Annotated in this window: 9 protein-coding genes; 4 read left to right on the top strand and 5 right to left on the bottom strand. The window is 68.8% G+C overall.

The window, feature by feature from the left end; genetic code table 11:
- Nucleotides 1-69: 69 nt before the first annotated feature.
- The 3 genes from AC07S4_RS22740 to AC07S4_RS22730 form a co-directional block, all read right to left on the bottom strand.
- The gene (locus AC07S4_RS22740) at nt 70-1851 is read right to left on the bottom strand and encodes a TnsB C-terminal domain-containing protein (protein ID WP_494988782.1); all 1782 of its coding nucleotides are present in this window, start codon (nt 1849-1851) and stop codon (nt 70-72) included.
- A 290-nt stretch (nt 1852-2141) separates the two neighbouring features.
- Nucleotides 2142-4457, bottom strand: a complete 2316-nt coding sequence (locus tag AC07S4_RS22735) for a DEAD/DEAH box helicase (RefSeq protein WP_494988781.1) — start codon at nt 4455-4457, stop codon at nt 2142-2144.
- A gap of 103 nt (nt 4458-4560) precedes the next feature.
- Nucleotides 4561-5376, bottom strand: coding sequence for a substrate-binding periplasmic protein (locus tag AC07S4_RS22730; RefSeq protein WP_494988780.1), 816 nt, complete (start codon nt 5374-5376; stop codon nt 4561-4563).
- 120 nt (nt 5377-5496) lie between these two features.
- Here AC07S4_RS22730 and AC07S4_RS22725 point away from each other — a divergent pair, with 120 nt between their 5' ends.
- Together AC07S4_RS22725 and AC07S4_RS22720 are read left to right on the top strand one after the other, a co-directional pair.
- A complete protein-coding gene (locus AC07S4_RS22725) occupies nt 5497-5895 on the top strand; it encodes a nuclear transport factor 2 family protein (RefSeq protein ID WP_494988779.1) in 399 nt (132 codons plus the stop codon).
- Between the two features lie 60 nt (nt 5896-5955).
- Nucleotides 5956-7608 carry a M28 family peptidase gene (locus AC07S4_RS22720; RefSeq protein WP_494988778.1) on the top strand — a complete coding sequence of 551 codons (1653 nt, stop codon included), beginning with the start codon at nt 5956-5958 and terminating at the stop codon, nt 7606-7608.
- 102 nt (nt 7609-7710) lie between these two features.
- Here AC07S4_RS22720 and AC07S4_RS22715 read toward each other — a convergent pair whose 3' ends face one another.
- A complete protein-coding gene (locus tag AC07S4_RS22715; protein WP_494988777.1) occupies nt 7711-8799 on the bottom strand; it encodes a histone methylation protein DOT1-like protein in 1089 nt (362 codons plus the stop codon).
- 141 nt (nt 8800-8940) lie between these two features.
- Between AC07S4_RS22715 and AC07S4_RS22710 the strand changes: the two genes are divergently transcribed.
- Nucleotides 8941-9516 (top strand): PEP-CTERM sorting domain-containing protein, encoded by a 576-nt coding sequence (locus AC07S4_RS22710; protein WP_494988776.1) that lies wholly within the window; start codon nt 8941-8943, stop codon nt 9514-9516.
- A gap of 22 nt (nt 9517-9538) precedes the next feature.
- On the opposite strand, the gene AC07S4_RS22705 is transcribed toward AC07S4_RS22710, so the two are convergent.
- Nucleotides 9539-12382 (bottom strand): bifunctional diguanylate cyclase/phosphodiesterase, encoded by a 2844-nt coding sequence (locus tag AC07S4_RS22705; protein WP_494988775.1) that lies wholly within the window; start codon nt 12380-12382, stop codon nt 9539-9541.
- A gap of 176 nt (nt 12383-12558) precedes the next feature.
- Here AC07S4_RS22705 and AC07S4_RS22700 point away from each other — a divergent pair, with 176 nt between their 5' ends.
- Nucleotides 12559-15642 carry a DUF8613 domain-containing protein gene (locus AC07S4_RS22700; RefSeq protein ID WP_494988774.1) on the top strand — a complete coding sequence of 1028 codons (3084 nt, stop codon included), beginning with the start codon at nt 12559-12561 and terminating at the stop codon, nt 15640-15642.
- Nucleotides 15643-15692 lie beyond the last annotated feature (50 nt).

The raw sequence follows: 15692 nt of genomic DNA, 5'->3' as shown, positions 1-15692 counted from the left end.
TAAAAGCGGGGCAAGGCGCAGCATACCGCGCCCTATTCCGCTTGTCACCCGCGGCTGATCGGCCGCCCGCTACCCCGCCAGCGCGGCCACCATGCGTTCGAAGCTGGCGTACTGCCCCGGCGGCGGCACGTGCTGGCGGGCCGGCGCCTCGCTGGCGCGCAGCCGCAGCACTTCCGCCGACGATAAGCGACGGTGCGCCACGCTGCGTTCGGCGATGTGGCAGGCGTGGAAGTGCATCGGCGCCTGCGGGTCGAGCAGGTAAATGGTGTCCAGGCTGGACGTATCGCAGGCCACCTTCACATGCCACTGGCCGCGCTGGGCGGCGCGCTCGAACCAGCGCCCCTCCACGGCGCGCGCGCAGCTGTAGTAGGTGCCGTGCAGGCAGATGCCTTCGGCGGTGACCACCGCGTCCTGCACCGGCAGCAGGCTGCAATGCACTAGCTCCTCGGCATACTGGCGCAAGGCCGTGCCGCGCTGCGCCACGCCCCAGTCCCACAGCTGCTGCGGCGTGCGCTCGTCCTGCTGCGGCGCGTGGTTGTAGGCCAGCACGCCGCTGATGACAATGCGCGTGAACTGCTCCAGGTCCAATACGGCGTCCAGGCGGCCGCACGGGACGGCGGCATCGGCTGCGGGGGCGGCGCTGCCGGCTGCGGAGGCGGAGGCGGCGGTGGCCGCCTGCGTGCGCAGCGCAAAGCGCTTGCCCAGTTCCGCGCTCCACGGCGACGGCCCTTCCTGCGGCGCGACCAGGCAGCGCACGTTGAAGTTGTTCAGCAAGGAGCCGTCGTCCGCGTCGCCCAGCAGCGCGGCGTCGGCGAACAGCAGTTCCGGCAGGTGGCGCGACGGCCATGCGCCGGACGGGATATCGAGGCCGTGGCGCAGGCAGTAGCGGCGCTTGTCGGCGGCGCTGTTGGCCAGCGCCATCAGCGCGTGGCGCCAGCTGGGCTGCTCCATGCTCACATACACGCCGGCCACCACGCCGCTGAAGATGTCCGTCACCGCGTACAGCCAGGGCTTGCCGGTGACCTGGCTACGGTCGGCGCGCGACACCAGCTGCACCTGGGCCTGCATGGCCTCGACGCGGAAGGCGGCGCCGGGGCGGCCCGGATGGGCGACGGCGCTGTCGTCCGGCAGCGCAGGCGCGATGCGCTGCGGCGCCATCAGCTGGTCCTGCTCCAGCCAGTAGCTGAACTGGCCGAAGGTCGGCAAAGCCTGCAGCGCCTCGCCGCGCTGCACGCGCTGCGTGCCGGCGGCGATGCTGCGCTCGCAGAAAAAGTCGCGCAGCATCTGGTCGAAGATGGCGCGGCGCGACGGCGCCGGATGCGTGGCGGCGTGGCGCGCAACGGCCACGCGGAACACCGCGCGCATCTGCTCGTCCACGTTCACGCCGGGTGCGGCGCCTTCCTTGCGCGGGCGGCCGCGCTTGATGCCTTCCGAGGCCGCGCGCGTCTTGCCGCGCCCGCCGGAGTTGGCGTAGTCGGGCAGCAGCGCATTCGGCGTCTGGCCACGCTGCCAGTAGCGGCGCAGATAGCGGTATATGGTGGGGTGCGACACGCCATGCCGCTGCGTGTAGTCGGCCACCAGCTGGCCGCGCCGGCGCGGCTCGTAGATGGCGGGCTCCATGGCGGTCAGCTCGCGCACGATTTCCCAGGCGCGGGCCCGCAGCTCCAGGTGCTTGGGCGGCAGCAGGTCCTGGTTGACCACCACCATATACGGGTCATCCGGCAGCAGCCGCGCGCGGCCGGACGCCAGGTCGGCCTGCAGCACCGCCATGCGCGCCAGTTCCGCTTCGGCGCTGTGCGCTTTTACGTTATAAACATAGGCGGCGGTGTGCGCCGCATCTATCCACAGCACGCGGATCGTTTTGCGATCCGGTCCTGCATACTCAAGAAGGTCATTTCGGGATATCACGTCACCCTCGCTGGACAGGAAAATAATGCAACAGACGCAATTTCCGGGCCAGGTGCCAAAAAGTAGTGTTTACGGGGCCGGGCGCAGGTAGCGCTCGCATTTCGCGCCTTACCGGTCCGCCCGGACCGGCGTCCCTTTTGGTGCGCCGCAGCAGGCAAACGCACCGCCGATGTGCAGCAGGGCAGTTCCGCGTGGCCGCCCCCAAAAAAAAGGGCCTTGCGGCCCTTTGGTGTTTATTTGAACTTGTTGAACTTGCCCGGCTTGCGCAGCGGCTTGTCCGTGCCCGGCACCTTTTTCGGTGCGCCGGGTTTCGCGACGGCCGGCTTGGGGGGCGTGTGCTTGCCCGACTCCGGCGGCATGGCGGCGGCGTGGCTGATGCGCAGCTGCTGGCCGCCCACCCACACTTTGCCCAGGTGCTGGAAGACGTCGTCCGGCATGCCGTCCGGCAGTTCCAGCACGCTGTGGTCGTCGAAGATCTCGATGCGGCCGATGTACTTGGCCTCGATGCCCGCTTCATTGGCGATGGCGCCCACGATGTTGGACGGCGTGGCCGCATGCTTGCTGCCCACTTCGATGCGGAAGGCGCTCATCGGCAGCGTGACCTTGTGCTTGTCCTTCTTTTTCTTCTTGGGCGCTTCGTCGTCAAAGGCAGGTTCGCCGTCGTCGGCTTTCGCGGCCAGTTCCGGCTCGGGCGCGGCGGCGCGCTTGGGCGCGGGCGCACGTTCAACCGGCGCTGCGCGCTCGGCCGGCGCCGGACGCGGCGCCGCAGGGGCGCGCGCCGGTGCGGCGGCAGCGGCAGGGGCCTGCTCGCCGTCGCGGCTCAGGCGGATGATCTGGCCGGCGATCTTCACGCCCTGCAGGTGGCTGATGGTGTCCGAAGCCAGGTCGCTCGGCATGTCGAGCACGCTGTAGTCGTCGTAGATCTCGATGCGGCCGATGAACTTGGAGTCGATGCCGCCTTCGTTGGCGATGGCGCCCACGATGTTGCCCGGCTTGACGCCGTGCTGGTAGCCCACTTCAATGCGGTAGGTCTGCATGCCCGGTTCCGGTTCGCGGATCACGCGTTCCTTTTTCGGGAAGGCGCGCTCGCCGCGGTCCGGACGCTCGCTACGCTCGAAACGGTCGCCGCGGTCGAAACGCTCGCGCTCGGGACGGTCGCCGCGCGCCGCCTGGGCCGCAGCGGCGGCCTGCGGCGTGTCGTGCCAGCCGGTTTCCTTCTTCTTGTCGAGCAGCAGCGACTTGCCGCCGCGCGCCATGCTGGCCAGCGCCGCCGCGATTTCAATCGCCGGCACATTGTGCTCGCGCTCGTAGTCCTCGATCAGGCCCTGGAAGTGTTCCAGGCCGCCCTTGGCCAGCACTTCGGTGATCTCGTCCTTGAACTTGGCCACGCGCACGTCGTTCACCGCCTGCAGCGACGGCAGTTCCATCACGCTCACCGGCTGGCGCGTGGCGCGCTCGATGGCTTTCAGCAGCGGCCGCTCGCGCGGGGTGATGAACAGGATCGCCTCGCCGCTGCGGCCGGCGCGGCCGGTGCGGCCGATGCGGTGGGTGTAGCTTTCCGGATCGTGCGGCACGTCGTAGTTCACCACGTGGCTGATGCGCTCAACGTCCAGGCCGCGCGCGGCCACGTCGGTGGCCACCAGGATGTCGATCTTGCCGTCCTTGAGCATGGAAATGGTGCGTTCGCGCGCCGCCTGCTGCATGTCGCCGTTGATGGCGGCAGCCGAGAAGCCTCTCGCGTTCAGGCGCTCGGCCAGCTCCTCGGTGCCCATCTTGGTGCGCGAGAAGATGATCATGCCGTCGAACGGCTCCGCTTCCAGGATGCGGGTCAGCGCGTCCAGCTTGTGCATGCCGCTCACCAGCCAGTAGCGCTGGCGGATGTTTTCGGCGGTGCCGGTCTTGGCGGCCATGGTCACTTCGGCCGGCTTGTTCAGGTAGGTGGTGGCGATGCGCTTGATCACCGACGGCATGGTGGCCGAGAACAGCGCGGTCTGGCGCGTGGCCGGGGTCTCTTTCAGGATGCGCTCGACGTCGTCGATAAAGCCCATGCGCAGCATTTCGTCGGCCTCGTCCAGCACCAGGGTCTTCAGCTTGGAGATGTCCAGCGAGCCCTTGTCCAGGTGGTCGATCACGCGGCCCGGGGTGCCCACCACCACGTGCACGCCGCGGCGCAGCGCCGACAGTTGCGGGCCGTAGCTCTGGCCGCCGTAGATAGGCAGCACGTGGAAACCGGGGATGTGGGCGGCGTAGCGCTGGAAGGCCTCGGCCACCTGGATCGCCAGTTCGCGGGTCGGCGCCAGCACCAGCGCCTGCGGCGCGGTCAGCTTGGTGTCGATCTGCGACAGGATGGGCAGCGCGAACGCGGCGGTCTTGCCGGTGCCGGTCTGGGCCTGGCCCAGCACGTCGCGCCCGTCCAGCAGGTAGGGGATGGTCGCGGCCTGGATAGGCGACGGCGACTCGTAGCCGACTTCCTTCAGCGACTTGATCAGCGCGGGTATCAGGTTAAGGTCGGAAAATAGGGTTACTTCAGTATTCGGTGTTCCAGACATGGCGTCACTCACAAGTATGTTCGAATCGCCCAATGCGAAACAAAAGCGCTAGTTTACTCCCTCCGGGCCGCCTGCGCCCAATTGTTCATAATTCCTGAACCCGTCAGCGGCCGCGCGGCAGGGGAAAACTGCTCGACATTTCGGCCGGCGTGAAGAATTTCCGGGTCCGGTTCAGCAGCTCGCCGTCGCGGCTCAGCTGCTCCAGCAGGGCCGCCAGCTGCGCCGCGTCGTCCGGCGCGGTCTTGCGGGAGATGTAGACCCCGCTGGTGGAGGGCGGAATGCCGGCCAGCCGCGTGTAATGCACGCGCGCGCCCAGCGATTCGCGCAGGCCCAGCTCCTCCAGCGTGCCGGCGAAGGTGTTGGACGGCATGAAGGCGTAGTTGGCGCGCCCTATGCCCATCTTGCGCGCAATGGTCTGCGGGTCCTTCACGTATTCCAGCTTGCCCTGCTTGTCCAGCCGCGCCAGCAGCGCCAGATAGGCCGGCCCGTAGTTATAGCTGCGCACCACGTTCAGGCGGATGCCGGGCCGCTCCAGCATCTCATCGGTGGAGCGCGGCGGGTCGGGGTCGGTCGAGATCAGCATCCATTCCGTCCCTATCATGGGGATGTAGCGGCCCCACTGGTCGCGCTCGGGCACCTGCACCGCGCCCACCATCAGGTCGGCGTCGCCCTGGCGCAGCATGGCCTCGGCGCGCGCGCGCGGCACCACCGGGAACACGAACTCGCAGCCGGCGCGGCGGCCGCGCTCGCGCAGCAGCTCGGGATAGACGCCGCCCACCTCGCCGCTGGCCTCGTTCACCGTCATCATTTTGCCCAGCGAGGACGCCGGCACCACGATGGGGCGCGAGCAGGCGGCGCCGGCGCACAACGGCAGCGGGAGGGTGGCGGCGAGGGAGAGCAGGACGGCGAGACGTTTCATTAGCGAAATGCTAGCACGGCTGGCGCAATGCGTGCTGGCGCATACCCGGTATAGCCACAGGCCGCGCTTCGGCACGGCGCAGGCCCGGCATCATGGAACGCCACCCACAGGAGAGCCGCCATGAATATGAACACCATCTTCCGCCCCCCGTTCAGCGAAGAGCAAGCCGCCGTGCTGGACCCGATCAACCAGTACTTCGCCGGCCACGCCAACGACGACGCGGCCCATATGCGCGCCGCCTTCCTGCCCGGTGCCCATATCGAATCGGTGCGCGAAGGCGTGTTCACCTCCTGGCCGCTGGATGTATATTGCCAGCGCTTCAAGGGCGAGCCGGCGGCCGACGAGGCGCAGCGCGAGCGCATCGTGGACTGGATAGACGTGCAGGGCAGCGCGGCCTGCGCCCGCGTCACCCTGGTGCACGGCGCCACCACTTTCACCGACTATTTCGTGCTGCTGAAAACCGATGCCGGCTGGCGCATCGCCAACAAGGCCTTCCACGGCCAGCCGACGGCGGACTAGGCAAACCATCCATGTTGTAAGATAGCCCACCCTGAGCTATCAAACCAATATGGAGCAGCCATGCAGTCCACGCCGTCCACTTCGCGCCTCACCACCCTCGCCTTCGCCACCGCCCTGACCCTGGCCGCCCACGGCGCCAACGCCCAGCAAGCCACCGTGCGCGAAGCGCCGCTGCGCGCCCACCTGTCCTTCCTGGCCGACGACCTGCTCGAAGGGCGCGGCACCGGCCAGCGCGGCGGCGACCTGGCGGTGCGCTACCTGGAAACCCAGGCCGCGCTGATGGGCCTCAAGCCGCTGGCCGACGGCACTTACCGCCAGCCGGTGCGCTTCCAGGGCACCAAGCTGCTGGCCAGCGGCAGCTCGGTCACCTTCCACGCCGGCAGCGGCACGCGCCTGACGCCCATCCCCGGCCAGGGCATCGTGTACGGCACCGGCAGCGGCCAGGCCAGCGTGAGCTTCGAGGCGCCGCTGCTGTTCGTCGGCTACGGCGTCAAGGCCGAGGAGGAGAACTGGGACGACTACAAGGGCGTGGACGTGAGGGGCAAGATCCTGGTGATGATGGTGAACGACCCGCAGCCCACCGCCGAAGAGCCGAACCGCTTTGCCGGCAAGGCCTACACCTACTACGGCCGCTGGCTGTACAAATTCGAGGAGGCGGTGCGGCGCGGCGCCGCCGGCGTGCTGCTGATCCACACCACGCCGTCGGCCTCCTACCCGTGGTCGGTGCCGGCCAACGGCTTCAGCCACGAGCGCTTCCACCTGAACCGCGGCGGCAACGGCATCGAAGGCTGGCTGCACGAGGACACCGCGCGCGACCTGGTGGGCGCCTCCGGCTTCGACCTGGACGAACTGCGCCGCCGCGCCGAGCGGCGCGACTTCCAGCCGGTGGACCTGAAGGCCAGCGCCAAGGTGGAGCTGCGCAGCGTGATCCGCCAGGTGGAGCAGTTCAACGTGGCCGGCATCGTGCCGGGCACCGATCCCAAGCTGAAGGAGCAGGCGGTGGTGTACTCGGCGCACTGGGACCACCTCGGCATCGACGAGGGCGTCAAGCGCGAGGACAAGACCGACCATACCTACAACGGCGCCATCGACAACGCCTCCGGCGCGGCGGCGCTGCTGGCCATGGCGGCCGAGGCGGTCAAGCACCCGGCCAAGCGCACCCAGGTCTTCCTGTGGCCGGCGGCCGAGGAGCAGGGCCTGCTGGGCAGCGCGGCCTACGTGGCCAAGCCGGCCTGGCCGCTGGACAAGACCAGCGCCGACCTGAACCTGGACAGCATGAATTTCGCCGGCCGCACCAAGGACATCGGCGTGGCAGGCGCCGAGCGCAGCACGCTGTACGAGACGGCCGGCCAGGTGGCCAAGAAGATGGGGCTGAAACTGGCGCCGCTGATCCCGGATTTGTCCGGCGCCTACTTCCGCGCGGACCACTTCAACTTCGCCAAGGCCGGCATCCCGGCCTTCAACGTGGGCTCGGCCGTGTTTTCGGGCGACGGCCATTTCGAGTTCGAGAAGAACCAGCAGGCCTCCAGCGACAAGCTGGTGGCGTTCAAGAAGGACTACCACCAGGTGACCGACGAGTACCGCGCGGACTGGGACTTGTCCGGCATGGTGCAGCAGGCGCAGTTCACGCTGAACCTGGGCTACGCGGTGGCGAACGCGCCCGGCATGGCCAGCTTCAAGAAGGGCGACGCGTTTGCGAAGGTGAAGCGCTAGGGACCGTGGCGGCGCATCGGCGGGTTACGCGAGTACCTCGCTAACCCGCCCTACGCGGAGCTTCGTAGGGCGGGTTAGGCGCGCAGCGCCGTAACCCGCCAACTACGCGGCATCGTAAGCGGCGCACTCCGCCCGCGCGCGCGCTTCCCATTCGTCCGGGTCGGGCGCGTACAGGGCGGCGGGCGGCGGCGGCGCCGCGCCTTCCGGGACCGCCACGCGCTGGTACAGGAACACGCCGGTCCAGGCCAGCGTGTTGGACGGGAAGTGCTGCAGCAGCCGGAACGCCGGATGCGACAGCGCAAAGGTGGTGCAGCTGACCAGGCAGCCCTCGGGCAGCTCGCGCGCCAGCTTGGCGGCCAGCGCGCCCATCAGCGGCGCAAAGCAGGTGCTGTAGATGAACACCAGGCTGGCGCGGCTGACGTCGGCCTCGAACATGTTCTGCTCGCGCAGTTCTATGCGCGCGTCGAGATCCTGCAAGTGGCGCAGCGTGGCCGCAGCGCCGCCGGGCAGCGCCAGCGGCGCCTCCGGCTGCAGCGGCTGCCCCGGCAACGCCGCCAGCAGCTGCTGCGACAGCGCCAGCAGGCGCGCGCGCCGCTCCAGCGCCATGGCGTGCCGGTAGCCCAGCAACTCCACGCCAGTGCAGCGCTCGAACGGCAGCGCCAGCGCGGCCGACAGCACCACCCTCCCCAGGCCGCTGCCCAGGTCTATCATCTCCCCGCCCGGCCGCACATAGGGCGCGATGGCGTCGAAATAATTGGCCAGCTCGTAGCGGTGGAATTCGCCGTAAATCAGGCTGCCGTCGTCCACCAGCCACTGGCGCAGCTCGGCGTCGCTGACCTGCTCCAGCCGCAGCGCGTCCGGCGCCGGGCCGGACGGTTCCGGCGGCAGCATGCCGTGCCGCTGTATGCCGGACGGCAGCAGGCCTATCACCAGTTCCAGGTGCGGCTTCATGCGGGCGATAAAATAATCGCGCTGCGCCGGATCGCGGAAAGCGCGCCGCAGCGCCAGTCCAACCTCGTTGAAGCGTGCGAAACGGCCGCTTTCCAGCAGCGCGCGCAGCGGCCGGATATGCTGCTCGCCGCCCTCCACGCTGTCGAGCAGGGCCGCCAGCACGTCCTCGGCGCTGGTGCAGGGACCGGCGGGGGCTGCGGCCGCCGTGTCGGCGCGCCGCCATTCAATAGCAGTTTGCATGTCGATTTTCTTTACATTTCCTTGCGGATACTTTTTATGGCAAGCGGCAAGTTATTGATTTACATAAATTTTTCTTACTGCACAGGAATGGGCATAATTCTTGCATCGTTCCAGGAAAATGCATTTATTAGGACTTATGCCATGTTCAAGACCCTGCGCTCCCTCGTTTTCCTGTTCGCCGCACTGAGCAGCGGCATCGCCTGCGCCGACGTGATCAGCGTTTCCCACACTTGGACCGGCGACGAAACCGCCGGCGAAGTGCGCCTGATACGCGACGGCGTCATTTCCCTGGCAGACTCGCCGAAGGTCTTTCCTGGAAGCATCTCCAACAACCCTGCGTATTTCGAAACCTGGTCCTTCAACGCCGACCCGGGCTCGCTGGTCAAGGTGCTGGTGACCGCCGTCTCCAACAACAGCTTCTTCTCGCTGTACGACACGGCACTCGACACCGGCAACCTCAGCCTGAACTACCTGGGCGACATGGGCGGCTCCTTCAGCGGCTCCGAATTCAGCGTGTACGCTCCGGGCAGCGGCCAGCTGCTGCTGGTCGCCAACAGCGTGGGCGGCGGCGCCATCGGCCAGACGGCCAACGCCACCATCACCTTCCAGGCTCCGGCCACCAACGCCGTGCCGGAACCGGCTTCGCTGGCCCTGCTGGCCATCGGCGCCCTGGCCCTGCTGCCGGCCGCGCGCCGCCGCAAGTCGCCGGCCGCCTGAGCCGCCCCGGCCGGCGCGGCGCTCAAGCCGCCGCGCGCGCCTCGTACTCCGCCAGCACCGCCTCGAAGGCGGCCGCCGGCACCGGACGGCTGAAGTAATAGCCCTGCATCTGCCTGCAGCCATGCTGGCGCAGGAAAGCCATCTGCTCCAGCGTCTCCACCCCTTCCGAAATCACTTCCAGCTTCAGGTTGGCCGCCAATGCGATGATGGTGGTGACAATGGCCGCGTCGTCCGGGTCCACCGTCAGGTCGCGCACAAAGGTCTGGTCTATCTTCAGCACGTCGATCGCAAAACGCTTCAGGTGCGCCAGGCTGGAATAGCCGGTGCCGAAGTCGTCGATGGCCAGCTTGACGCCCAGCTTTTTCAGCTCGTGCATGACGGCGATGGCGTGCTCCACGTCGTTCATCACCTGGCTTTCGGTCAACTCCAGCTCCAGGCAGGCCGGCGGCAAGCCGGTTTCTGCCAGCGCGGCGGCCACCGACTGCACGAAGTCCGGCTCGGCCATCTGCCGCGCCGACACGTTGACGGCCACGCGCAGGCTGTCGCGGCCGGCGCCGCCGGCGGCGCGCCAGGCCATCAGCTGCTGGCAGGCGGTGCGCAGCACCCAGGCGCCCACCGGCAGTATCAGGCCGGTTTCCTCGGCCAGCGGGATGAAGCGGTTCGGCGCCACCATGCCCAGCTCCGGATGCTGCCAGCGTATCAGCGCCTCCATGCCGACGATGCGGCCGCTGGCCGTGTCCACCTGCGGCTGGTAGTGCAGCACGAATTCGCGCCGCTCCAGCGCGCTGCGCAGCGCGCCTTCGATCAGCATGCGCTCGCCCAGCTTCTCGTTCATGGCTGGGGTGTAGAACTGGTAGTTGTTGCCGCCCATTTCCTTGGCGCGGTACATGGCGATGTCGGCGCGCTCGAGCAAGGCGCCGGGGTCGGCGCTGTCGTCCGGATACACCGCGATGCCGGCGCTGCAGGTGAAGAACAGCTCCTGGCCGTCGATCAACAGCGGCGCGGCCAGGCAGTCCAGCACGCGCTGCACCTGGTCGGCGCGCGGCGACAGCGCGCCCTGCTCGGGCAGCAGCATCAGTGCGAACTCGTCGCCGCCGATGCGCGCCACCGTGTCCACCGGCCGCAGCGCCAGCTGCAAACGCTCGGCCACCGCCTGCAGCAGGCGGTCGCCGCCCTTGTGGCCCAGGCGGCTGTTGGTGAATTTAAAGCGGTCCAGGTCGATCGACACCACCCACAGCGCATGGCCCTTGCGCTCGGAGTGCGTCATGGTCTGGTGCAGGCGGTCCAGCAGCAGCACGCGGTTGGGCAGGCCGGTCAGCGCGTCGTGCGTGGACTGGTGGTGCAGCTCGATCTCGTAGGCCTTGATGGCGGTGATGTCGTGCATGAAGGAGACGAAATGGGTCACCTCGCCGTCCTCGTCGCGCACCGGCGACACGTAGACGTCGTTCCAGAACATGGCGCCGTCCTTGCGGTAGTGGCGCAGCACGGCGTGGCCCTCGCGCTGCTCGCGCACCGCCGCCACCAGTTCGCTCACACCCGGCTGGTCCACATCGTCGCCGTGCAGCAGCCGCGTGCTGCGGCCCGCCAGCTCGGCGCCGCTGTAGCCGGTCAGGCGCTCGAAGGCAGGATTGGCGTAGGCGATGGCGTAGCCGGGCGCGCCGTCGGTGATGATGATGGCGTTCACATTGGACTCGATGGCGCGGTCGCGCAGCCGCATGGCGCGGTTCACGTCGCGCAGCTCGGCGGTGCGCTGGTCCACGCGGCGCTGCACGTCGCGGTTGCGGCTGGCCAGGGAATTGACGTAGGCCGCGCCCAGCACGCTGACGATGGCGCCCAGCGCCAGCGTGAAGATGGACGCCAGGTGGTCGCCCACCAGCACCGCGCGCGGCTGGGTGGCCACCATCAGCCAGGTCTGGCCGGCCACGTCGAAGGGCTGCGCCAGGCGCGGCGGCGGCGCCGGATACAGCCAGTGCGGCAGCTCGGCCTGCGCGGCGGGCTGGCCGGGGGCCTGGTACACCAGCGCGTCCGGCTCCTCGGCGCCGCTGGCGTACACCTTCAGGTCCAGCTCGCCGCTCGCGGGCAGGCCGGCCGCAGCGTAGATTTTTTCTATCATGTCGCCGGGGCGCAGCACCATGGCGGTCTCGCCCACCAGCGCGGCGCGCCGCTCGGCCTGGGTGGCCGGCTGCGTGCCGTAGCGGAACACCGGCATGGACACGATCACGCCCAGGCGCTCCTTGGGATCTTGCGGCCCCTGCGCCAGCCGCACCAGCTTGCCCGCCGTGGGACGGCCGCTGGCGTAGGCCTTGTTGCGCGCTCCGCCGTCGAGCGCCGGGTAAGCCGTGTCCAGGCCGATGGCCGCCGCGTTGTTCGCCATCGGTTCGATGTATTCGATCACGCGGTAGCTGTCGCGCACGTCGGCCGGCACCCGCTGGCCGCCGCGCATCTCGGTCAGCACCGTGCCCGGCACCACGGCGGCCAGTTCGGCCTCCAGCGCGGCGCGCTCGGCGTGGCCGATCACGCGCAGCGAACTGATCGCCTGCATATAGGGATAGTGCTCGATAATGGGCCGGGTAAACAGCTCGAATTCCTTGCGGCTGACCTGCTCGCGGCTGGCGAACAGCTGGTTCACCGCCCCCAGGCCGGCGATGGCGTTGCCCACGCCCTGCTGCAAAACGAACAGGCGCGCGTGCGCACGCTGCAGGAAGGCGAGCGACACATTGTCCTGCTCCAGGCGGCTCACGCCGGCAAACAACAGCGCCGTGCAACCCAGGCCGGACAACAAGGCCAGCACCATCGGGCGGAGCTGGGCCAGGCGGCCTGGCTGCGGCTGAGGAGCGGAAGGGTGGGAAGCGCTAATCGGGTTCACCCGTCGTAGATGCTGATAAAGCAGCAAGATTAGCACGGATTGGCGCCCCGCGAGCGGTGGCGCGGCCCCGGCGGGCCATCAAAATTTGCTTTGTAGCAAATTTATCAAGCATTGCCCGCAACCCGGCACAGTGTGATAATCGGTGACAATTCAGCGATGATCGGGCCCTCCCCTTTATGCCCTTGCTCCCCCTCCTCGCCCTGCTGCTGGCCTGGCTGACCGCCGCGCCGGCCCTGGCCAATACCCCCGCCGTGTTCAACGGCGGCGCGGTGGCCGGCTGCACCTATACCGCCGCCAGTTCCAGCTACAGCTGCCCGCCCTTCGCCGCCACGCTGGACGTCACCATCGCCAGCGGCTACAAGGTGGTGCTGACCGGGCCCATCAGCTTCGACTACAACCAGCAGCTCAATATGAGCGGCACGGCGCAGCTGCAGGTGGCGGGCAACCTCGACATCGGCGACATCAAGCCGTCCAACCTGAACATCAGCGGCGGCGCGCTGGTCTCCAGCGGCCAGTTCAAGATGGGCGCCCAGGTGCAGACCATCGTGGCCGACATCAGCGCCGCCAGCATGAAGATAGGCACCGGCTCGGACACCAAGGTGACCGGCACGCTGACCTCCACCGGCCAGATCGACCTGGCCTCGCACGCCACCATCATCGGCCCCATCACGGGCGGCAAGATCACCACCGGCTCGCCGGTGGCGCTGACCGGCGATGTGACGGCCAGCATCTCCTTCAACCTGTCCTCGGGCAGCACGCTGAACGGCAACCTGGTGGCCCCGGTGGTGACGCTGGACGCCTCGCCCTCGCGCGTGAACGGCAACGTCACGGCCAATACCTCGCTGACGATCTCTTCGGCCAGCAGCGTGAACGGCAACGTGGTGGCCGGCGCGGTCAAGCTGCTCTCCTCGGACGCCTACATCACCGGCACCGCGCTGGTGGACACGCTGGACCTGGACTGGCACGGCCGCGTCTACCAGGCGGTGACCTGCCGCACCGGTACCGCCGGCAGCCCGTGCAGCTGCGTGACCGACGGCAGCGGCTACGCGAGCACCCCCAGCAAGACGGTCTGCACCGCGCCCGCCGCCAACACCGTGCACCACTACCAGATCACGCACGACGGCAACGGCCTGACCTGCCAGCCGGAGACGGTCAGCGTGAAGGCCTGCGCCGACGCGTCCTGCAACACGCTGTACACCGGCAGCGCGCAAGTGTCGCTGGCGCCCAATACGGTGGAGTCGCCGGCGCCCGTGTTCAGCTTCAGCAACGGCGTCGCCAGCGCCTACGTGCGCCAGACCACCGTCGGCACCCCGACGCTGGCCATCACCTCCGCCACGCCGGCCGCCACGGCTGCGGCCACCTGCAGCTCGCCGTCCGGCACGTCCTGCAGCATGGCGTTTGCCGCCGCCGGCTTCCAGGTCACCGCCGCGCCGCGCCTGGCAGGCGTCAGTGCCCCCTTCATTGTGCAGGCGCTCACGGCCAGCAACGCCACGCCCAGCAGCTGCGTTCCGCTGATCGCCAACACCACCAAGACGCTGCAGATGCGCTGCGCATATATAGACCCTACCACCAACAGCAACACGCTGAGCCGCGCCGTCAACCTGACCGGCGCCGGCGGCGCGGGCAACACACCCAGCGCGGCGCTGGTCTGCGGCAGCGGCAGCCTGGCCAGCGCCGCTGGCGCCAACCTGTCGCTGTCCTTCGACGGCAACGGCGTTTCCACCAACGGCGCGCTGTCCTACGACGACGTGGGCTCGCTGGCCCTGTCCGCCGAATACACGGCCAGCAACGCCAATTTCACCGGCAGCAGCACGGACTTCGTGGTCGCTCCGCACCACTACGCCATCACCAACGCCAGCACCGGCACCGTGAGCAATCCCGGCGCCAGCAGTGCCACCGAGGGCGTCTTCACCAGCGCCGGCACCCCGTTCAGCGTGCAGGTAACCGTCCTCAGCCAGAACAATGTGGTGAGCACCAATTTCGGCCGCGAGACCCTGCCGCCGCGCGTGGACCTGACGCGCAACCTGGTCGCCCCGCTGCCATCGCCGGCCCAGCCCGTCACCAGCGCGGGCACGCTGACCTTGCCCAGCCCGGCCGTGATCACCGGCGCCATCGTCACCAGCGCCACCGCCACCAACCCCACGCCCGGCAAATTCACGATCAGCAACTTGAGCTGGGACGAAGTGGGCATCATCACCCTGACCGCCACCACCAACAATGCGCTCAACAACGGCAGCCTGTACAGCAACCTGGCCAGCACGCTGGTCGGCGGCGGCACCAGCGGCAATATCGGCCGCTTCATCCCGGACCACTTCGACACCGCCATCACCACACCCAACGCCTCCCCCATCATGGTGTGTCCAACCGGCGTGTTCAGCATCACCTGCAGCGGCGGGCGCTTCGTGTACGCCTCCCAGCCCTTCGGCCTGACGGTGAGCGCCCGCAACGCCGCCGGCGGCCTGACCACCAACTACGCCGCCAGCTATGCGCGCCCGCTCACCATCACCGCGTGGAACGCGGCCGGCGCCACCGGCACCACCGCCCCCAACGACAACGACAACCCGGAATACCGCCCCGTCGACAACGCCGCGCGCAGCATGCCGACAGGCGCCGGCCTGACCGGCGGCCCCGCAGTCCCGACCGCCTTCGTCTTCACCGGCGGCAACGGCCTGGGCAGCATCAGCTACGCCTTCAGCAAGTCCTACTCGCCGGGCCCGCCCTATATGCCCAGCGTGGCCACGAACACCATCTCAAGCCCGGTCAACGTGTTCTTCCGCGCCGCCGAAACCGTGCCCGGCGGCGACGGCGTGACCTCCCTGCGCGCCGGCGCCGTGGAAGCAGGCATCGCCGTGGCCAGCGGCCGCCTGCAGGTGGCGCACAGCTACGGCTCGGCCTTGCTCACGCGGCGCGTGGAAGTGGAATCGCAATACTGGACCGGCACCGAATTCCTGCGCAACAGCGCCGACGCCACCGCCGGCACCACCGCGCTGAGCACCGCAGGCGTGCTCACCTTCGGCAACTGCACCCGCAACCTGTCCGCGGGCGGCGGCTGCTACGCCGGCCTGGCGGCCGACAGCACCCCCGCCACCGTGGCCTTCACGCTGGGCCGTTCCTGGCTGCGCCTGGCCGCCCCCGGCGCCGGGCGCGACGGCAGCGTGGACCTGCGCGTGAACGCCTTCCCCTGGCTGCCCAGCACCGTGGGCCGCCTCAACTACGGCGTGTACCGCTCGCCCGTCATCTACCTGCGCGAAATCCACTAGCGTGCCTGCCGGCAGTCGCGAACTGCGGTAGCATGGCCGTTTCCCCAACA

It is taken from the genome of Pseudoduganella sp. GW821-FHT05F09, assembly GCF_059419605.1.
Note: the sequence above shows the minus strand (reverse complement) of the source record. Positions and strands in the feature narration are given on the sequence as shown.

Coding starts and splice junctions, on each gene's coding strand:
- AC07S4_RS22735 (WP_494988781.1), bottom strand. CDS start 4,457: ATGTCTGGAACACCGAATACTGAAGTAACCCTATTTTCCGACCTTAAC.
- AC07S4_RS22730 (WP_494988780.1), bottom strand. CDS start 5,376: ATGAAACGTCTCGCCGTCCTGCTCTCCCTCGCCGCCACCCTCCCGCTG.
- AC07S4_RS22725 (WP_494988779.1), top strand. CDS start 5,497: ATGAATATGAACACCATCTTCCGCCCCCCGTTCAGCGAAGAGCAAGCC.
- AC07S4_RS22720 (WP_494988778.1), top strand. CDS start 5,956: ATGCAGTCCACGCCGTCCACTTCGCGCCTCACCACCCTCGCCTTCGCC.
- AC07S4_RS22715 (WP_494988777.1), bottom strand. CDS start 8,799: ATGCAAACTGCTATTGAATGGCGGCGCGCCGACACGGCGGCCGCAGCC.
- AC07S4_RS22710 (WP_494988776.1), top strand. CDS start 8,941: ATGTTCAAGACCCTGCGCTCCCTCGTTTTCCTGTTCGCCGCACTGAGC.
- AC07S4_RS22700 (WP_494988774.1), top strand. CDS start 12,559: ATGCCCTTGCTCCCCCTCCTCGCCCTGCTGCTGGCCTGGCTGACCGCC.